21 protein-coding genes are annotated in these 17,164 nt (G+C 62.3%); 8 read left to right on the plus strand and 13 right to left on the minus strand.

Going from position 1 to position 17,164, the window contains the following annotated elements; translation table 11 throughout:
• Positions 1-198 precede the first annotated feature (198 nt).
• Positions 199-348 (minus strand): hypothetical protein, encoded by a 150-nt coding sequence (locus AC0L26_RS26495; RefSeq protein WP_473635231.1) that lies wholly within the window; start codon positions 346-348, stop codon positions 199-201.
• 125 nt (positions 349-473) lie between these two features.
• Between AC0L26_RS26495 and AC0L26_RS26500 the strand changes: the two genes are divergently transcribed.
• The 3 genes from AC0L26_RS26500 (at position 474) to AC0L26_RS26510 (ending at position 3,277) form a co-directional block, all read left to right on the plus strand.
• Positions 474-644, plus strand: a complete 171-nt coding sequence (locus tag AC0L26_RS26500; protein WP_352928802.1) for a hypothetical protein — start codon at positions 474-476, stop codon at positions 642-644.
• 96 nt (positions 645-740) lie between these two features.
• On the plus strand, positions 741-2,822 hold the full coding sequence (locus AC0L26_RS26505) for an ATP-dependent helicase (RefSeq protein WP_352928803.1): 2,082 nt from the start codon (positions 741-743) through the stop codon (positions 2,820-2,822).
• Positions 2,823-2,974: 152 nt separating this feature from the next.
• Positions 2,975-3,277: a DUF982 domain-containing protein gene (locus AC0L26_RS26510; RefSeq protein ID WP_352928804.1), complete on the plus strand. Its 303-nt coding sequence runs from the start codon at positions 2,975-2,977 to the stop codon at positions 3,275-3,277.
• Positions 3,278-3,367: 90 nt separating this feature from the next.
• Here AC0L26_RS26510 and AC0L26_RS26515 read toward each other — a convergent pair whose 3' ends face one another.
• Positions 3,368-4,156 (minus strand): GGDEF domain-containing protein, encoded by a 789-nt coding sequence (locus AC0L26_RS26515; protein ID WP_473635232.1) that lies wholly within the window; start codon positions 4,154-4,156, stop codon positions 3,368-3,370.
• A gap of 99 nt (positions 4,157-4,255) precedes the next feature.
• Complete coding sequence (locus AC0L26_RS26520) at positions 4,256-4,768, minus strand: DinB family protein (RefSeq protein ID WP_473635233.1); 513 nt, start codon at positions 4,766-4,768, stop codon at positions 4,256-4,258.
• A 127-nt stretch (positions 4,769-4,895) separates the two neighbouring features.
• Between AC0L26_RS26520 and AC0L26_RS26525 the strand changes: the two genes are divergently transcribed.
• The 3 genes from AC0L26_RS26525 (at position 4,896) to ndk (ending at position 6,829) form a co-directional block, all read left to right on the plus strand.
• Entirely contained in the window at positions 4,896-5,597 is a 702-nt protein-coding gene (locus tag AC0L26_RS26525) for a glutathione S-transferase family protein (RefSeq protein WP_473635234.1), read from the plus strand.
• 88 nt (positions 5,598-5,685) lie between these two features.
• The gene (gene bluB / locus AC0L26_RS26530; protein WP_473635235.1) at positions 5,686-6,321 is read left to right on the plus strand and encodes a 5,6-dimethylbenzimidazole synthase; all 636 of its coding nucleotides are present in this window, start codon (positions 5,686-5,688) and stop codon (positions 6,319-6,321) included.
• 85 nt (positions 6,322-6,406) lie between these two features.
• A complete protein-coding gene (gene ndk, locus AC0L26_RS26535) occupies positions 6,407-6,829 on the plus strand; it encodes a nucleoside-diphosphate kinase (protein WP_352928811.1) in 423 nt (140 codons plus the stop codon).
• A gap of 71 nt (positions 6,830-6,900) precedes the next feature.
• On the opposite strand, the gene AC0L26_RS26540 is transcribed toward ndk, so the two are convergent.
• The 6 genes from AC0L26_RS26540 to AC0L26_RS26565 all read right to left on the minus strand — a co-directional run bounded on the left by AC0L26_RS26540 (position 6,901) and on the right by AC0L26_RS26565 (position 12,140).
• A complete protein-coding gene (locus AC0L26_RS26540; RefSeq protein ID WP_473635236.1) occupies positions 6,901-7,668 on the minus strand; it encodes a YbaY family lipoprotein in 768 nt (255 codons plus the stop codon).
• A 171-nt stretch (positions 7,669-7,839) separates the two neighbouring features.
• Positions 7,840-8,322, minus strand: a complete 483-nt coding sequence (locus AC0L26_RS26545) for a molybdenum cofactor biosynthesis protein MoaE (RefSeq protein ID WP_473635237.1) — start codon at positions 8,320-8,322, stop codon at positions 7,840-7,842.
• A 1-nt stretch (position 8,323) separates the two neighbouring features.
• Positions 8,324-8,581: a molybdopterin converting factor subunit 1 gene (gene moaD / locus AC0L26_RS26550; protein ID WP_352928817.1), complete on the minus strand. Its 258-nt coding sequence runs from the start codon at positions 8,579-8,581 to the stop codon at positions 8,324-8,326.
• A gap of 1 nt (position 8,582) precedes the next feature.
• Entirely contained in the window at positions 8,583-9,179 is a 597-nt protein-coding gene (gene pgsA / locus AC0L26_RS26555) for a CDP-diacylglycerol--glycerol-3-phosphate 3-phosphatidyltransferase (RefSeq protein WP_352928819.1), read from the minus strand.
• Between the two features lie 97 nt (positions 9,180-9,276).
• Positions 9,277-11,367 (minus strand): excinuclease ABC subunit UvrC, encoded by a 2,091-nt coding sequence (uvrC, locus tag AC0L26_RS26560; RefSeq protein WP_473635238.1) that lies wholly within the window; start codon positions 11,365-11,367, stop codon positions 9,277-9,279.
• A complete protein-coding gene (locus AC0L26_RS26565) occupies positions 11,364-12,140 on the minus strand; it encodes an SDR family oxidoreductase (protein ID WP_473635239.1) in 777 nt (258 codons plus the stop codon). Before AC0L26_RS26565 ends, uvrC begins: the two co-directional genes overlap by 4 nt.
• A gap of 428 nt (positions 12,141-12,568) precedes the next feature.
• Between AC0L26_RS26565 and AC0L26_RS26570 the strand changes: the two genes are divergently transcribed.
• Complete coding sequence (locus AC0L26_RS26570; protein ID WP_473635240.1) at positions 12,569-13,225, plus strand: outer membrane protein; 657 nt, start codon at positions 12,569-12,571, stop codon at positions 13,223-13,225.
• Positions 13,226-13,356: 131 nt separating this feature from the next.
• Here AC0L26_RS26570 and AC0L26_RS26575 read toward each other — a convergent pair whose 3' ends face one another.
• The 3 genes from AC0L26_RS26575 to AC0L26_RS26585 form a co-directional block, all read right to left on the minus strand.
• On the minus strand, positions 13,357-13,968 hold the full coding sequence (locus AC0L26_RS26575; RefSeq protein ID WP_473635241.1) for a Pr6Pr family membrane protein: 612 nt from the start codon (positions 13,966-13,968) through the stop codon (positions 13,357-13,359).
• Positions 13,969-14,088: 120 nt separating this feature from the next.
• Positions 14,089-14,685: a glutathione S-transferase family protein gene (locus AC0L26_RS26580; RefSeq protein WP_473635242.1), complete on the minus strand. Its 597-nt coding sequence runs from the start codon at positions 14,683-14,685 to the stop codon at positions 14,089-14,091.
• A gap of 473 nt (positions 14,686-15,158) precedes the next feature.
• The gene (locus AC0L26_RS26585) at positions 15,159-15,620 is read right to left on the minus strand and encodes a hypothetical protein (RefSeq protein WP_352928828.1); all 462 of its coding nucleotides are present in this window, start codon (positions 15,618-15,620) and stop codon (positions 15,159-15,161) included.
• 552 nt (positions 15,621-16,172) lie between these two features.
• Here AC0L26_RS26585 and AC0L26_RS26590 point away from each other — a divergent pair.
• On the plus strand, positions 16,173-16,514 hold the full coding sequence (locus AC0L26_RS26590; RefSeq protein ID WP_473635243.1) for a transcriptional regulator: 342 nt from the start codon (positions 16,173-16,175) through the stop codon (positions 16,512-16,514).
• Here AC0L26_RS26590 and AC0L26_RS26595 read toward each other — a convergent pair.
• Positions 16,484-16,936, minus strand: coding sequence for a hypothetical protein (locus tag AC0L26_RS26595; protein ID WP_473635244.1), 453 nt, complete (start codon positions 16,934-16,936; stop codon positions 16,484-16,486). The two genes, AC0L26_RS26590 and AC0L26_RS26595, sit on opposite strands and share 31 nt — an antisense overlap.
• Positions 16,937-17,164 lie beyond the last annotated feature (228 nt).

Genomic DNA, 17,164 nt, shown 5'->3' on the forward strand with positions numbered 1-17,164 from the left:
ATCCGAAAATCGCGCATTTGTCAGTTAATTGCCCGTACAACGCGGTCGTCTTCCGCGATCGCACCATGACGCAAGGGCAAGACTCAGCTATGTCTAGGTGTGCGGCGGACCTGATACCCGCCTGGCCGGCGCCATCTCCTCCCAAGCGGCGCCGGCCATTTTTCCCCACAGCGTTCACTGTGCCGGCGGCGTGCCGGGTTAATCACCGCCTGACGTCGATTTGGGTGCAGGGTCGACCTGCGGGTTTTGGTTGACGGTGCCAGGAGCCTTCGTCGGCGGGATGTTGTTGTCGCAAGCCGCGACAGCCAGCGTCATCGCTAAAGCCAGCAAGATCGAGAGCTTGTTCATCGCAACCTCCTGTCACGGGCAAACGAGACGGTGCCGATTTGGTTGCACGCTCAGGCAGCGGGGGCGTGGGAAGGCTGGGAACAAAATGCGGCCTCTCCGGTTGGTTCACACCAATGGAGAAAATCATGATCCGTCTGCTCATAGCCGGGGCCGCCGTTTACGTGGCCTACCGCATAACAAGGGAAATCATCGACGAGGTGCCCGACGACTTCGATCCGCTGTTGCTGCCGCCTCCCGAAGACGACAAGTCGCTGCAGCGGCAGTCCGCAGCGATGGGCGCAGAGCCCCAGCGCTAGGTCGAGTTCATCGGCTGGTGCACCAAATAGAATCGGGCGCATCGATTGCCGCGTCGAAACCGTTGCGAACAAAGCGGAAACGATGCTTGATGGGCAATGAACCTCGCTGCCCGTGATTCGACCTTCAGGCCTGCCTATCTCGCAAAGCTGAATGCCGAGCAGTGCCATGCCGTCGAGCATGGCGACGGAAAGGTCGCCGGCCCGTTGCTGGTGATCGCCGGGGCCGGGTCCGGCAAGACCAGCACGCTGGCGCATCGCGTTGCGCATCTGATCGTCAGAGGTGCCGACCCGCGCCGCATTTTGTTGATGACGTTTTCGCGTCGCGCCGCATCGGAACTCGCCAAGCGGGTCGAGCGCATCGCCGGCGAGGTGCTCGGGCGGGACGCTTCAGTCATCACCGATGCTCTCACCTGGGCTGGCACGTTTCACGGCATCGGCGCCAGGCTGCTGCGCGACTACGCGCTGGAGATCGGCCTCGATCCGGCCTTCACCATCCATGACCGCGAGGATTCCGCCGACCTGATGAACCTTATCAGGCACGAACTCGGCTTCTCGAAGACGGAGGGCCGTTTTCCGACCAAGGGCACGTGCCTGGCGATCTATTCGCGCGCCGTCAACGCGCAGGCGCCGCTCGGCGAGGTCCTGGGTTCGGTGTTTCCCTGGTGCGCCGGCTGGGCAGAACAGCTCAAAGCGCTGTTCGCCCGATATGTCGAGGCCAAGCAGGCGCAGAACGTGCTCGATTACGACGATCTGCTGCTCTACTGGGCGCAGATGGGGGGCGAGTCCGAGATATCAGCGCATCTGGGCGGGCGCTTCGACCATATTCTGGTCGATGAGTACCAGGATACCAACCGGCTGCAGGCCTCGATCCTCACGGCACTGAAGCCGGACGGATCCGGGCTGACGGTGGTCGGCGACGATGCGCAGTCGATCTATTCGTTTCGCGCAGCGGAAGTGCGCAACATCCTCGACTTCCCCAAGCAGTTCGCGCGGCCGGCCGAGATCGTCATGCTGGAGCGCAACTACCGCTCGACCGAGACCATCCTGGCGGCCGCCAATGCGGTGATCGGCGAGGCCTCGGAGCGCTTTACCAAAAATCTCTGGTCGGAGCGTAAATCGGCCGAAAAGCCGAAGCTGGTCAGCGTCCGCGACGAGGCCGAGCAGGCGAGCTACGTCTGCCAGGCGATCCTGACCGAGCGTGAGGCCGGCACGGCGCTGAAGGCGCAGGCCGTGCTGTTTCGCGCTTCGCACCACAGCGGGCCGCTGGAGATCGAGCTGACGCGCCGCAACATCCCGTTCGTCAAGTTCGGCGGGCTGAAGTTCCTCGATGCCGCCCATATCAAAGACGTGCTGGCGGTGCTGCGCTTCGCCGAAAACCCGCGCGACCGCGTCGCCGGTTTTCGCGTGCTGCAGCTTTTGCCCGGCGTCGGCCCTTCGGCGGCTTCGCAGATCGTCGACACCATGGCGACATCGCTCGACGAAGCGATGGGGCTGGCGCGTTACCGGCCGCCACAACGCGCCGCCGACGACTGGCCGGCATTCGTCGCGCTGTTCTCACAGCTTCGCACCGGGTTTGGAAAATGGCCTGTTGATCTCGAACAGGTCAGGCTCTGGTACGAGCCGCATCTGGAGCGCATCCACGAGGATGCAACGACGCGCCGGGCCGATATTCTGCAGCTCGAACAGATCGCCTCGGGCTATGCCTCGCGCGAACGTTTCCTCACCGAGCTGACACTCGATCCACCTGATGCGACCAGCGACGAAGCCGGGCCGCCGCTTCGCGACGAGGACTATCTGATCCTGTCGACCATCCATTCCGCCAAGGGCCAGGAATGGAAGAACGTGTTCGTGCTCAACACCGTCGACGGCTGCATCCCGATCGATCTCGCCGTCGGCTCGAAGGAGGACATCGACGAGGAGCGCCGCCTGCTCTACGTGGCAATGACGCGGGCCAAGGATGGCCTTCACCTAGTCCTGCCGCAACGCTTTTTCGTCCACGGCCAGGCGGCGCGCGGCGATCGCCATGTTTACGCCTCGCGCACCCGCTTCATCCCGGCCTCGATACTCGGCGCCTTCGAACAGACATCATGGGCGAGCGTTCAGGCCAGGGACGATCCGCGCCGCCAGCCGCAAGTGCGCGTCGACCTTGGCGCCCGCATGCGTGACATGTGGAAATAGCCCCTTTCGGCACGGTGTTCAGGCCACGGAGCACAGTGCGAAAATCAAAATCTCGGCAACATGGAACCTCATGCCGCAATCCGCGTTTCTGGGCGTCCGACCCGTCGGAGAGCGGCGTCCGCCGTTACCTCCGCCCAACTCGAGAGGCCAGAATGCACGACAGGACGTTCTTTACCCCGGTCGCCGTTACCGTTGGCGCCGGCCATAAGCGCATGCTCGCTTCGCTCTTCGACATGCATGAATTCCTGACCGAGTTCCCGCCATCGCGGCGACGCCTTAGCTATGGCGCGGCAGTGAAAGCCTGCGAGGCGGCCCGCGCCGGCGATATCTCGCCCGAAGCGGCGCGGGATGCCTTGATCACCTTCGCGACGACGGCAGGCATTCTCTGGCCTTCGGCCCAACCGGCGGTCTCGGTCAAGCCGGTCGCCCGGGGCCATGGCGGATACGCAGCCTGACGCGGCTGGCTAGGCCTCTTTGCGATCGTGACCCGTCGAAGATGTTGTTCATCTTCGCAGGTTTTCGACCACAGGCATGAGGCGACGCCCTCAGTGGACCGTCATCAGATCGCCGTCGGGCACGCCGCTCGACCCCGCCGCTTCAAAGCTGACCTGGTCGCGGCCATTCGATTTAGCCTTGTAGAGGTGTTTATCCGCCACAACGAACATTTCGGAATAGGTGGTCGGTCCGCTGAAAGCGACCCCGCCGATACTTACCGAGAGGGGACAGGGCCGCCCGTCCGGGGAAAAGTCCGCCTCGCGGATACGGCGCCGGATCCCCTCCGCGACTAGCCAGGATTGCGATCGGTCGGCGCCAGGAAGGAAGACTGCGAATTCCTCGCCGCCAATTCGCCCGACGATGTCGGCGCCGCGCAGCTGGTCCCGAATGGTCTTGGCGATCAGCTTGAGAGCCTGATCTCCGCAGTCGTGGCCGAGGCAATCGTTGACGGACTTGAAATGGTCGGCGTCGACGATCAGCAAGGCGCCGGAGCTGACGACGGAATGGCTGCGGGCCTGCTCGAGATAGGCTTCGACAAGCATTGAAAACGCACCGCGGTTGAGCACTGCCGTCAGACTGTCGGTCGCCGCGACAATGGCCAGTTCCTTCTGCGCGATTGCGAGCTGGCGCATTTTCCACATCAGGAAAAACAAGAGCGGACCGGCCAGAACCAGTGGCAGCAGCAGATCGGTGAGTTTCGCCCGCCACAGCGCTTCAGGCGACAGATACGGGAAATTGTAGGAATCAACGAAGAAGGCGGCGGCGATGCACACGGCGGTGCCAGTAACGGTGACCGCCACCACCCTGCCCCAACTCGTGGGGGAAAAATCGATCCGCATGCATCGCTCCCGCTATAACGGACATATTGAAGCGGGAACGCAAATGAAGTCCTAAGACTTTCCTTCAATTCGATCGTGATTGATGCGGACAATCACAAGTCAGGCGTAGGCGCGCCCCTCCTCGCTGCGCTGGAACTGCGTCAGATCGAGTGACACCGAAGGCCGGCCCAGAACGGTAAGGATCACGTGCGCCTGGCCGCGGTGATGGGTCTGGTGGTTGAAGAAATGATCGAGCGCCGGCGCCAGCCGCTGCGAGACCGTGCGCATGTCGGAGACGGTCATATAGGAAAAGCGGCCGGACAAAGCCTTGTCGCTTAACGCCCCGACCCAGTCGATGATCCTTTTGTCTTCGGCCTCGCGCGCCAGCCGCAAGCCCGGCAAGGCGCGATGCAGGATCGTGTCGAGTCTGGCCGGCGCGTCGCCCTCGCCGGTAAACCGCCTCATCCAGATCCGGTCGGTGGTCAGAATATGGTTGAGCGTGCCCATCATCGAGCCGAAGAAAGCACCGACATTGCGGTGGAATTCTTCCTCGTCGAGATCGGTCGCGGCATCGTAGATGCGGCTATTGGCCCATTGATTATAGGCCGCAAACATCATGAAGTGCTGTCTCATCTTTTTCTCCCGACCCGCAAGACCCGTTCCGGGTGCCTACCGCATCGGCCCAAAAATCGGTACTGATTTTCGGAAAAGCACGGTGGACGCACGTCGATCTAAGTAGACCGCAAGGAAGCTGCCGCCAATGACCATTCTGCTCTACGACCTCGTCGGACGCGATGCCGCCCGTCCGTTCAGCCCGCATTGCTGGAAGGCGGCGATGGCGCTAGCCCACAAGGGGCTCGACATCTCAACCGTGCCGACACGTTTTCTCGAAGTGCCCAATGTTGAAGGCGGCGTGTCGAAGCTCGTTCCGGTGCTCCGCGACGGCGAGAAGGTGGTCGCCGATTCTTTCGCCATCGCGCTCTATCTCGACGAGACCTATCCTGAGCGGCCGACATTGTTTTGCGGCGACGGCGGCAAGGCGATGGCGCGCTTCATCGAACGCTGGTCGCAACTGACTATTCATCCCTATGTCACCACGGCGGCGATCATGGACCTGCACGCTATGCAGGACGAGGCGAACGCCGCCTATTTCCGCCAGAGCCGCGAACAGCGCTTCGGTAAGAGACTGGAAGAGGTGATGGCAGCGCGCGACGCCGGCCTTGGCGCCTTCCGCGCCTCGCTGGAGCCGTTGCGCGCGACGCTCGCCCATCAGCCGTTCATCGGTGGCCAATCACCGCTGTTTGCCGACTACATCGTCTTCGGCGCGCTGCAATGGGCGCGCATCGCCTCGCCCTACCGGTTGCTCGACGGCAGCGATGTGGTGGCGCAGTGGTTCGAGCGCTGCCTCGATCTGCATGACGGCCTCGGCCGCACCGTCGCGGCGGCTACCGCCGCCGCATAGGCAGTAGGCAGTAGGGAGTAAGGAGTAAGGAGTCGCGGCGGCGGGCATACCTACTGCCCTACTGCCCTAACAAAGGCATCACGACACCATGACATCAGGCCCGGAATTCCCGGACGATTTTCGCGCCGCGCTGGTCGACCTCTTCCGGTGGCGGCGGGACGTCAGGCGGTTCAAGCCGACGCCGCTCCCCGAAGGCGCGCTGGAGCGGCTGCTTGACGTCGCCAGCATTGCGCCGTCGGTCGGGCTGAGCCAGCCTTGGCGTTTCGTCGTGGTCGAGAGCGCTGAGTGCCGCGCCGCCGTCAGAGCATGCTTTGAACGCTGCAATGCGGAGGCGCTCGCATCGTTCGGCGGCGAACGCGCCGCGCTCTATGCGCGCCTGAAGCTCGCCGGCCTGAACGAGGCGCCTTGTCAATTCGCAGTTTTCGCCGACCGCGCGACGGAACAGGGGCATGGGCTCGGCCGCCTGACCATGCCCGCGACCATAGACTATTCGGCGGTGATGGCGATCCACACATTTTGGCTGGCGGCGCGCGCCGAAGGAATAGGCATGGGCTGGGTCTCGATCATCGATCCGGCCGAGATGGCGACGATCCTGGACGTGCCGCCCGAGTGGACGCTGATCGGTTATTTCTGCGTCGGCTACCCCAGTGAGAATCACAGCATGCCGGAGCTGGAACGGGAAGGCTGGGAGGTCCGGCGCGCCTCGACCATCATGACGCGCTGATCGAGCACCTCCCCTTGGCAAGCAGACGGGCGGCTTGTATAGAGCCCGCCACCCTCAATTCCACTTTCATCACAAGGACGATTCCATGGCGCTCGAACGCACCTTTTCCATGATCAAGCCGGACGCGACCCGGCGCAATCTTACCGGCGCCATCACCCAGATGCTCGAAGAAGCCGGCCTGCGCGTCATCGCCTCGCGCCGGGTGTGGATGAGCCGCCGCGAGGCGGAAGGTTTTTATGCCGTCCACAAGGATCGTCCTTTCTTCGGCGAGCTGGTGGAATTCATGTCGTCGGCGCCGACTGTCGTGCAGGTGCTGGAAGGCGAGAACGCCATTGCCAAGAACCGCGAAGTGATGGGCGCCACCAACCCGGCCAACGCCGCCGAAGGCACCATCCGCAAGGTGCACGCGCTGTCGATCGGCGAGAATTCGGTGCACGGCTCCGACGCGCCGGAAACCGCCGCGCAGGAAATCAAATACTGGTTCTCCGACACCGAGATCGTCGGCTGAGCTGACCGTTCAGATCAACACGTCATATGCAGAAAGGCCAGCGCAATGCTGGCCTTTTTTCGTTGCGGCGATCAGGTCGCGGCATTGAAGCGCAAAATATCGCGGCCGTCCTTGTCGACGATGGTGAGCTTGCCGGCGTCGACGCGGTAAGACACCGCCTTGGCCAGCGCCTCGAACAGCGCTTTTTCCTCGGCCATGACATCAGGCGCGCAGGCCTTGAAGGTCGAACCGATACCGCTGACGGCGATCCTCGAACCATCGACCTTGGCGATGGCGAAGTAGACGTTGCAGGGGCCGCTGCCGCCGGCCTTGCCGTCCTCGCTGATCCTGAATGTCGCCTGCGGCTCGGCGATCACACCAATGCCGTCGATATACTCGACCAGCCAGCTCTGACCGAACACCGGGGTCGCCGGAGGTCTCTCGCTCGACGTCACCATCTTCAGCATGATGGTCTGCGGCGTGTCGCTCAGCGGGTCGACCTGGTGGCGCATATCGGAAATGAACAACAGCCTGTCGTCGACGGTGATGCGCGCCTGCAGCGCATACGTCATGTTGGGCCGGATCACCTGGGGATCGAAGCTGATCTCGAATTTTATCGGCACCTGGCCGGCCGGCGCCACTTTGCGTTCGCCGAGGATTGCGGCGGGTGCATCAGCCAGCGACACATCGGCAAGCTGGACCGAGAGCACGGCGTTGGGCGGCAGCGCAATGCGCTCGCGGTATAGAACTTCGCCCTTCAAGACTTTCTCGGCGGCCACAGACAACTCCGGAACGGCCAGCATGCCGACGACCAGCGGCACGAAACCGAAGATGAAGAACTCGGCGATCCTGCCCAGCATGATCCGGCTCCCTAGAGCTTGTTCCACCCGATGGATCGGGCGGGCTCTATTTTCTTGTTTGAGCATGATCTTTACAAAAACGGGATTCCACTTTTCGGGATCATGCTCTGCATGCCTAACCGGCCAAAAGCTCTCGCAGGATTGCGGTCAATGCATGGCCGCGGGCTGGATTTATTCGCCGGGTTTTAGCTTCCAGCGGCTGGCAGCCCGGTCATCGCTTTCCTTGGCATCGACCCAGCCGCCATCCGAACCATCACTATGGTGTTCTTTCTTCCAGAAGGGCGCACGCGATTTCAGATAATCCATCAGGAAGTTCGCCGCCTCGAACGCGGGCTGCCGGTGCGCGGAAGCCGCCACCACCAGCACGATGTTTTCGCCGGGCGCAATCCTGCCGTGGCGATGGATGGCGGTGAGCCCCTGGAGCGGCCAACGGCCGACCGCTTCGGCGGCGATGCGGCCGATCTCGGCTTCGGCCATGCCGGGATAATGTTCGAGTTCGAGTGCCGCGAGCCTGCCCGCTTCATCGCGGCAGAGACCGGAGAAAGTCACCACGGCGCCGATGTCGGTACGGCCTTGCGTCATTCGAGCGATCTCGGCGGCGACATCGAAATCCTCCGCCTGGATGCGCACCGTCGGCACCACCGCGGCCGGCATTTCAGCCCCCGGTCATCGGCGGGAACAGCGCGATCTCGCGAGCACCTGATATCTTCTCGCGGTGCTCGACATGTTCCTGGTTGATGGCGACGCGGATCACGTCAGGGTATTGCAGCGCATGCTCATATTCCTCACCGCGTGTTTTCAGCCAGCGCAGCAGGTCGGCCACCGTCTCGATGCCGGCGGGCAATTCGACATCCTCTTGCGGTTTGCCGATCCGCTCGCGAACCCAGGCGAAATAAATGAGCTTCGTCGACATCCTATTCGTCCATGATGTGCTTGAGGCCGGCACGGAAATAGTCGTAGCCGGTGTAAAGCGTGACCAGGGCAGCGATCCACAACAGCACCAGCCCGGTCTGGGTGGTCAGCGGGAAGACTTTGTCGCCGGCAGGTCCCGCCAGCAAGAAGGCGATGGCGACCATCTGGATCGTGGTCTTCCACTTTGCCAGCTGTGTCACCGGCACCGAGACCTTCAGCGCCGCCAGATATTCGCGCAGGCCCGAGACCAGGATCTCGCGGCACAGGATGATGATCGCCGCCCAAAGCGACCAGCCGGCGATGCCGGCATGGCGGTCGGTGTCGGCCGCCAGCAGCAGCAGGCACGTCGCAACCAGCAACTTGTCGGCGATCGGGTCGAGCATCTTGCCGATGTTCGAGGTCTGCTGCCAGGCGCGCGCCAGATAGCCGTCGAAATAATCGGTGATCGAGGCGAGCAGGAAAATGATCAGCGCCGACCAGCGGGCGAAGTCGCTCGATTTCAGATGCCCCTCAAGAAAAAAACACAGCACAACCAGCGGCACCGCGACGATGCGGGCGTAGGTGAGCATGTTGGGCAGGTTGAATGCGCGCTGGGCCATATTTTTGGGAACTCTTTCTGCCTGCCTACTCAAATCAGAAGCGAATGTGGGGGGTCAACAGGCGATAGTCGATGGACCAACCGAAAATAGCAATCCATCAACTCTCATGAAAATGGTTGTAGACAAGCTTCGCCACCTGCTCGGATATTCCATCGACCTTGACCAAATCCTCGATCGCGGCACGGCTGACCGCCTTGGCGGTGCCGAAATGCATGAGCAGCGCGCGCTTGCGTCCGGGACCGATGCCGCTGATCTCGTCGAGCGGGCTCTTGACCATTTCCTTCTTGCGGCGGGCGCGGTGCGAGCCGATGGCGAAGCGGTGGACCTCGTCGCGCAGCCGTTGAACGAAATAGAGCACCGGATCGCGAACGGGGAGCGAAAACGAGTCCCTGCCTTTGACGAAGAAGCGTTCCCGGCCGGCGTCACGGTCCTGGCCCTTGGCGATGCCGATGGCCTGGACCCGGTCCTCAATGCCGAGATCGGCGAGGATCTTGCGCACCGCTGTCATCTGGCCCTGGCCTCCGTCGATGAGAATGACGTCCGGCCAGGCCGGGAAGCCGCCCGCATCCTCGATATCGTCGCCCTGTTCGGCCGGGGCCGCGGCGTCCGCCCCCTGGTCGCTCTGCGGAGCGCCGCCATGTTCCTTCAGCAGCCGGGAAAAACGCCGCTCCATCACCTCGCGCATCATGCCGAAATCGTCGCCTGGCGTGATCTCGGTCGAGCGAATGTTGAATTTCCGGTATTGGTTCTTCACGAAGCCTTCCGGCCCGGCGACGACCATGGCGCCGACGGCGTTGGTGCCCATGATGTGAGAGTTGTCGTAGACCTCGATGCGCACCGGCGGCTTTTTCAGGCCGAAGGTCTCGGCGAAGCCGGTGAGCAGCCGCCCTTGGGTCGAGGTCTCGGCCAGCCGCCGGCCGAGCGCCTCGCGGGCATTCTGCAAGGCGTTGTCGGTCAAATCCTTCTTCTCGCCGCGCTGCGGCACCGAGATCACCACCTTGCGACCCGCGCGGGTGGAGAGAGCCTCGGCCAGCAGTTCCTGGTCCTCGACTGCATGTGACAAGAGGATAGCGCGCGGCGTCGGCTTGTCGTCGTAGAATTGCGCCAGGAACGAGCCCAGCACTTCCGATCCCTCCAGCGCCGGATCGGCCTTGGGGAAATAGGCGCGGTTGCCCCAGTTCTGGCCGGTGCGGAAGAAGAATACTTGGATGCAGACCTGGCCGCCTTCCTGGTGGAAGGCGAAGACATCGGCCTCGTCGACGGTCTGCGGATTGATGCCCTGGTGGCTCTGCACATGCGACAGCGCCGCCAGCCGGTCGCGATAGATGGCGGCCCGCTCGAAATCGAGGTTCTCCGAGGCCTGCTGCATGGCGGCGGAGATATCGGTCTTCACTTTCTGGCTGCGGCCGGACAGGAAGTCCTTCGCCTCGGCGACCAGTTTGGCATAGTCGCCATGCGAGATCTCGCCGGTGCACGGCCCGGCGCAGCGCTTGATCTGAAACAGCAAGCAAGGCCGGGTGCGGTTCTCGTAGAAGGAATTGGTGCAGCTCCTGAGCAGGAACGCGCGCTGCAACGAATTGATGGTGCGGCCGACGGCGCCGGCCGAGGCGAAGGGCCCGAAATAGTCGCCCTTGCGCGAGCGCGCGCCGCGGTGCTTGTAGATCCCGGGCGAGACATGATCGCCAGTTAGCAGAATGTAGGGGAACGATTTGTCGTCCCGCATCAGCACGTTGAAGCGCGGCCGCAAGCGCTTGATGAGGTTGGCTTCCAGCAGCAGCGCTTCGATCTCGGTGCGCGTGACGACGAACTCCATCGTCGACGTCTCGCGCACCATGCGGCCGATGCGGCTGGTGTGGAACCGGCCCTGCGCGTAATTGGTCACCCGCTTTTTCAGGCTGCGAGCCTTGCCGACATAAAGCACGTCGCCTGCGGCATTCATCATGCGGTAGACGCCGGGTGCGTTGGGCAGCCGCTTGACCAGCGTCTGGATCACTTCGGCGCCGATCATGCCGTCAGCATCGCCGGCATGCGGCGTCCAGTCGATGGCGGTGAAGGCGACCTCAGGGCCGCCGGCACCGGCAGCTGATGCCTCGACGCTCTCCTCCGCCGCCTCTTCATCGAGGTCGATATCGGGGGGCAAGTCGTCGGCGGCGCCGCCTCGTTTGTGTTTCTGGTCCATGGGACTCATTCAACAATGCCTGTCACATCCGGCGTCTGCCATGCAAGGTGCTGGCCGCCGTCGAGCGCGATCATCTGGCCGCTCACCGAGCGCGCAGCCCAGAGATAGCGGATGCTGGCGCCGAATTCAGGCAATTCCGGGCCGCGCTTCAGGATCAGGCCGTCGACCTGCGCGGCAAAATCGCTGTCGTCCTGACGCGCGCTCTTCAGCGTCGGGCCAGGGCCGATGGCGTTGACGCGAATACGGGGTCCCAGCGCCTGCGCCATCATCTGCGTCTGCGTCCACAACGTCGATTTCGACAGCGCATAGGAGAAGTAGCGTGGCGTCGGGCGCCAGACGCGCTGGTCGATCATATTGACGATCAGTCCTTCCTGGTCTTGCGGCAGCGCGCGCGCGAATTTTTGCGCCAAAAGTGCCGGCGCCTTCACATGGACTGCGAAGTGGCGGTCCCAGGCAAGCCAGTCGAAATTCTGAACCGTATCGTCCACGAATAGGGAGGCATTGTTGACCAGCAGGTTGACAGGTCCGAGCGTGGCCTCGGCGCGGCCGACCAGGTCGCTGACCGCGGCCATGTCGGTCAGGTCGGCGGCGACGACAGCGGCGCGGCCATCCTGGCCGAAATGGCCGCCGTTGATCCGGGCGGCCAGCGCTTCCGCCTCGCCCCGCGAGCGGTTGCAATGAATGGCGACCGCAAAACCGTTCGCGGCAAGATCCTCCACGATCGCCTTGCCGATCCGCTTGGCCCCACCCGTCACCAATGCCGTTCCAGCGGCCTTGCTCATCCTGTCAATCCTCAATAAGCCTCGATTTCAGGCCGGCCGGCGAAATATGGCCGGCCAAGCGTTAAATGCCGTTTGTACCTTGGGCAGCATTGTGGCAAAGCGGCCGGATCGGTCTTTCGACCCTTGCCGGGACTCGGTCTGACAGACCGCAATATAGGGTGCTGGACCCCTTGCTCCAAGCGGTGTTCAGCACGGCAGGGCAAAGCCTCCTGACACGATCTGTTGCGCAGATGCAACGTCAAAGTTCGGCCTCATTCGTGCCCGGTAATGACCCAAGTTCAGGTTCGCTTCAGCCGCATTTTGACACGACATTCGGAACCGTTGAGCGCCAGATCCGTTTATCCCCCCGGCGGGTTGAGGGGCGCTCGTGAAAAGCGTGAAAAGCGTGAAAAGCAAGCCTGTGCCTGTGGCTTAAGGAGTAAAGAACAATGCAAGCCAATCTTAAATTTGCGCGACCGCTGGCGGTGGCGTTCGGGCTTTTCGCCCTCGGCGGAACCGCCTATGCTGCTGACGTGATCTCGGAAGAGCCGCCGGCACCCGCCCCGATCGCTGAACTTCCGGTCGCGTCCTGGGCCGGTCCCTATGCCGGTGTGAGCGTCGGCTACGGCTTCAGCGGCCATGCCGATGCCGAAGATATCGGCGTAGACGTCGGCACCGATGGATTCGTCGGCGGCGTCTTCGGCGGCTATCAGTGGCAGCAGGACAACTTCGTGTACGGTGCTGAAGCCGATATCGGCTACAGCGGCATCGAAGGCGAAGATGCTGACATCGAGGCCAAGGGCGGCGTCGAAGGCTCGCTGCGTGCTCGCCTCGGCTACGCCGTCACCCCGGAGATACTGATCTACGGCACCGCCGGCGGCGCGCTGAAGAACCAGAAGGTGGAAGACCATTTGGCCGGTACCAGCGACAGCAACACCATGCTCGGCTGGACGGCTGGCGTCGGCACCGACATCAAGATCACAGACAATGTGTTCGGCCGTGTCGAATACCGCTACACCGACTTCGGCGACAAGGACTTTGGCGATATTGGCAAGGTCAAAGCCACCGACAACCGCGTCACCTTCGGCGTCGGTATGAAGTTCTAAGTCGTCCAAGCCACGACACGAAAGAGCCGGGCCTCGTGCCCGGCTTTTTTATGCCTGACGCCTGCCCTCGCGCGATGCATCACTGGTGCAAGGATATCTCGCCTGCCGACGCAACCACGCATGACCTTGAGTCATCGCCGAGCCAGCATTCGGTCGACCAAGACAAGGACTTCGGCTGCTGCGACGAAACCGAGAGCGATCACGACCGCATTCGACATGACCCCGACCCAGCCATGCGCGGACACGTCGATGAATGGATACGCGTATTTCCCTTCAGCGACACCTCGGGCCAGGACATAGGCCAGATACGTCAGAGGATAGAGCGCCCATAGAAGCGGATCGCGCCACGAGAGCGTCCCCTTTCGCGTGAACAGCAGCCAGAACAATACGACAAGAACAGGGTTGAGCTGATGGAGCAAAAAGTTTGCTTCAGCCGTGGCGCCGGCCAAGGTGCGCAGCCCTTGGAGCAGCAATGCGAAAATCACGCCGACCAAAGCCATGACGGCAGCCGTCCCCGCCACCAGCCGTGGGTTATCGAAACGCTCCCCGAGGAGTGCAATGGCTCCGAATACAACGGCGGCAAGACCGTTGGTCAGGATCGTGAAATATCCAATCAACACCCATAGCGAGCCGAGCATCGAGGCGCCGCCTCTCGTCAGGGTGCCGAGTTCAAGACCAATGCCAATACAGGCGGACAGACAAATAACGAGTGCAAATAAACGACAGATCAAATCGCCACCCATTGGTCGGCTCCCAGTCTGGAAGACCACGATAGGCGCAGGCTGAATATCTGTCGACGAAATCCCCTCGGCCAACGCAGCCGCCTCACAGCAGCCAAAGGCCGCCCGCCCCGCCTCAGGCCATCAAGCCGGAACCGCTGGCTTCAGATCCGGAAACTTCTCGTCGAAACGCGCTGCCCAACGGACCAGCCGGCTGCGGCCCTTTTCCCATTTTCCAGCAAAGCGCAGCGAGAGATAGCCAAGGCAGGCACGCAGCGCTAATTGGCCGGCGGTGATCTTCTTCGGCAGCTTTGGCGGATTGGCGTTGAGCAGATCGAGCGCTGTGGTGATCTTCGCCCACTGGCGGTCGAGCCAGGGCTGGTAGACCATGTCTTCGGGGCGCGTGCGCCGCTCATAGACCATCGACAGCGCGCAGTCGCAGATGCCGTCGGCCAGCGCCTCCAGCACTTCTGCCTCGAGTCGTTTGTCGGGATTGCGCGGAAACAGCGCGTTCTTCGACATGCGGTTGAGATGCTGTGTAATCGCGCGGCTGTCGTGGATCGAGCGGCCGTCGTCGAGCACCAGCACCGGAATCTTGCCGAGCGGATTGGCGCCGATCAACTCGGCCGGCTGGTCTTCGGTTTTCATCGGCACGAGTTCGACGGCGATGCCGGCATAAAGCGCGGCCATACGCACCTTGGAACTGTAAGGGGACGTAGAAGCGTAGAGCAGTCTGGGCATGATCTGGTTCCTGATTGCCGCGACAGCGCCGCGCGTCCTATTGGACGCGCAAAGGACGCTGCAGAATTTCGATTTTGCGCATGGTCCTTTTCCGAAAATCGATCCCGATTTTTGGGGTCATGCGCGGCACTGTTGGCCGGCTACGCCGATATGATCAACAGCCCACAGACGGGAAAACCAGCTGCCAAGGAGCAGCGGCCGCTTTCTCGCTTGAGGCGGTTGGAGCGACGGGAATAGCTGAACAGGTCAGACAGGTCCGAACCTGGCCAATCCGGCCTTGCAGCGAGGAAGCTTTCAGGCATAGAGAAATGCCCCACCAGACTTCGCCGTAACGGCGAAGTCCTGGGAGCTGCGAAAGCTGTGTTCCCTCCGCCTCTGTTCTCGCCCGAGCACTGACCTTGCGAGCGAGGCGCCTGTCCGGCACCCGCCCTCAACGGTCATCAGCACTGTCCCGCGCGGGCGAAGAAACGCGATTACTTCTTGGCCTTCGCCTTGGCCGGCGCGGCCTTCGCCTTCGGCTTGGCCGCAGGCGCTGCTTTCTTCACTGCCGCGGAAGACTTCGCTGCCGCCGCTTTGGCCGGTGCAGCCTTCTTGGCCGGTGCAGCCTTGGCAGGCGCTGCTTTCTTCGCAGCCGGTTTTGCCGCGGCCTTTGCAGCAGGCTTCTTGGCCGGAGCTGCTTTTGCCTTGGCGGGCGCAGCCTTGGCCTTGGCAGGTGCCGCTTTCTTCACCGCCGGTTTTGCCGCGGCTTTCGCGGCCGGCTTCTTGGCTGGTGCTGCTTTTGCCTTAGCCGCAGCTGCCTTCGGCTTGGCAGCAGGCGCTGCTTTCTTCACAGCGGTTGCGACTTTCGCCGCCGCTGCTTTTACCGGCGCCTTCTTTGCCGGTGACTTCTTTGCCGGTGACTTGGATGCCGGCGCTTTGGATGACTGTTTAGCCATGTCATGCCCCTTCCGTTGTGCCGACGGCCATTAGTGACCCGGCGTGCAATGCATATCTGACTCGCGGCTTGCTAGCCAGCGAAGCATCAGCATGAATTTTGCAGTTTAAGTTTTGGTTACGGGCGACACAAGCTCATGCTGATTTCACAAAATGTCGCTGCTGCTCTTCGACCTTTTCCGAGGACGTACGACGGACATTCTGCGCGCTTTGCCGGAACTAATCCCGCTACGAAGCGCGAAGGTTATCAAGCGATTTTTCTCCTCGATCATCGATCGGAAACACCATGATGCGCCGCTTCGTCGATCTCATCGTCTTGTACAAACGGACGATCTACACAAGCTACAGAAACAAAGCGGGGCCGTTCTGTATCATGATCTTCTCTAGGCCCGCCGAGGGCAACCCCACGCTCGCACATTTTCTTCCAAGTTGACAGATTACTCCATGTCACAGAGTATTCTGCAGCATGCGGAGAGTGCAATGTTATTCGCACGAGATCGAACGGCGCTGTGCGAGATGAGTGAGACAGAACGCCGGGCACCACGGCAGGCCCGATGATGGCTGCCGACGAGATCATCCACCAGAGCGTGCGGCTCAGGATCATGGCGGCGCTGAATTCTCTGAAAAGGCGCGAAATGCTGGAATTCAGCCGATTGAAAGCTATCGTCACTGCAACCGACGGCAATCTCGGCGCGCATATCGATACGCTTGCCAGGGCGGGATATATCGATGTCGAAAAGCTGTTCGTCGGACGCCGACCGCAAACGCGCGTCAAGGCGACGTCAGTCGGACGACGCGCCTTTCGCGGTCACGTCGCCTTCCTCCGCAAAATTCTCGACGAAGCTGAGCAGCCGGACAAACGCGGTCAGCGCAGGACGCGGCAGCGGCCGTTGTAGACCATCCAGCGATCGAAGCCCGAAACGCAGAATTCGACGTTGTCGCCGATCGAGGCAAAGCCTTGCCCTTCCTCGATCAGATACCAGATGGTGCGGGCGCGGCCGTCGGACAGGCTGACGGTGGCGCCGCAATAGCGGCGGCCGATCGGCCAGGTTTCATTGGCGGGCAGATAGCGGTGCTGGTGGATGCGCTGGAAATCAGTGATCTCGACATCGGGCAGGTTCGGCACGTGGTGCACCTGGTAGGAGAAGCGGCTGGTGATCTTGTTCAGCACCCAGGCCTCACCGCAAACGCCGCTGTCTTCATCGGTATAGACGGCAAGGTCGGCCGCCTTTGCTGCCTGGGTGACGGCAAGGGACGTGCCGAGCGGCGTGCAAAGGGCGATCAGTGCAGCAAGGGCGGATTGGGCGAAGCGAGTCATGGCAGCCTCTTATGGTCGATTGCGCGCACTGTGCGGATTCGCTGGCGCGCGGTCAAGCGGTTGTAGAAATGATGGTTTCTTAGTTTCGAAGCAGCTTCGGTCCAATCGCCTGACCAGGGCCAGTCGCATCCATCATCAAACTCCTGTATGATCTCGGTCGGCAGAGGGGAAGGCCAGCCCGTTGTGGGGCACCAGAGGCTAACGCTGACCGCGCCCAGGATCTTGGGC

The organism is Mesorhizobium sp. WSM4823 (assembly GCF_055811195.1).

Coding starts and splice junctions, on each gene's coding strand:
- ndk (WP_352928811.1), top strand. CDS start 6,407: ATGGCGCTCGAACGCACCTTTTCCATGATCAAGCCGGACGCGACCCGG.
- AC0L26_RS26585 (WP_352928828.1), bottom strand. CDS start 15,620: ATGGCTAAACAGTCATCCAAAGCGCCGGCATCCAAGTCACCGGCAAAG.
- AC0L26_RS26510 (WP_352928804.1), top strand. CDS start 2,975: ATGCACGACAGGACGTTCTTTACCCCGGTCGCCGTTACCGTTGGCGCC.
- AC0L26_RS26505 (WP_352928803.1), top strand. CDS start 741: ATGAACCTCGCTGCCCGTGATTCGACCTTCAGGCCTGCCTATCTCGCA.
- AC0L26_RS26570 (WP_473635240.1), top strand. CDS start 12,569: ATGCAAGCCAATCTTAAATTTGCGCGACCGCTGGCGGTGGCGTTCGGG.
- AC0L26_RS26525 (WP_473635234.1), top strand. CDS start 4,896: ATGACCATTCTGCTCTACGACCTCGTCGGACGCGATGCCGCCCGTCCG.
- AC0L26_RS26565 (WP_473635239.1), bottom strand. CDS start 12,140: ATGAGCAAGGCCGCTGGAACGGCATTGGTGACGGGTGGGGCCAAGCGG.
- AC0L26_RS26520 (WP_473635233.1), bottom strand. CDS start 4,768: ATGAGACAGCACTTCATGATGTTTGCGGCCTATAATCAATGGGCCAAT.
- AC0L26_RS26590 (WP_473635243.1), top strand. CDS start 16,173: ATGATGGCTGCCGACGAGATCATCCACCAGAGCGTGCGGCTCAGGATC.
- AC0L26_RS26495 (WP_473635231.1), bottom strand. CDS start 348: ATGAACAAGCTCTCGATCTTGCTGGCTTTAGCGATGACGCTGGCTGTC.
- AC0L26_RS26580 (WP_473635242.1), bottom strand. CDS start 14,685: ATGCCCAGACTGCTCTACGCTTCTACGTCCCCTTACAGTTCCAAGGTG.
- pgsA (WP_352928819.1), bottom strand. CDS start 9,179: ATGGCCCAGCGCGCATTCAACCTGCCCAACATGCTCACCTACGCCCGC.
- bluB (WP_473635235.1), top strand. CDS start 5,686: ATGACATCAGGCCCGGAATTCCCGGACGATTTTCGCGCCGCGCTGGTC.
- AC0L26_RS26545 (WP_473635237.1), bottom strand. CDS start 8,322: ATGCCGGCCGCGGTGGTGCCGACGGTGCGCATCCAGGCGGAGGATTTC.
- AC0L26_RS26540 (WP_473635236.1), bottom strand. CDS start 7,668: ATGCTGGGCAGGATCGCCGAGTTCTTCATCTTCGGTTTCGTGCCGCTG.
- AC0L26_RS26595 (WP_473635244.1), bottom strand. CDS start 16,936: ATGACTCGCTTCGCCCAATCCGCCCTTGCTGCACTGATCGCCCTTTGC.
- AC0L26_RS26500 (WP_352928802.1), top strand. CDS start 474: ATGATCCGTCTGCTCATAGCCGGGGCCGCCGTTTACGTGGCCTACCGC.
- AC0L26_RS26515 (WP_473635232.1), bottom strand. CDS start 4,156: ATGCGGATCGATTTTTCCCCCACGAGTTGGGGCAGGGTGGTGGCGGTC.
- uvrC (WP_473635238.1), bottom strand. CDS start 11,367: ATGAGTCCCATGGACCAGAAACACAAACGAGGCGGCGCCGCCGACGAC.
- moaD (WP_352928817.1), bottom strand. CDS start 8,581: ATGTCGACGAAGCTCATTTATTTCGCCTGGGTTCGCGAGCGGATCGGC.
- AC0L26_RS26575 (WP_473635241.1), bottom strand. CDS start 13,968: ATGGGTGGCGATTTGATCTGTCGTTTATTTGCACTCGTTATTTGTCTG.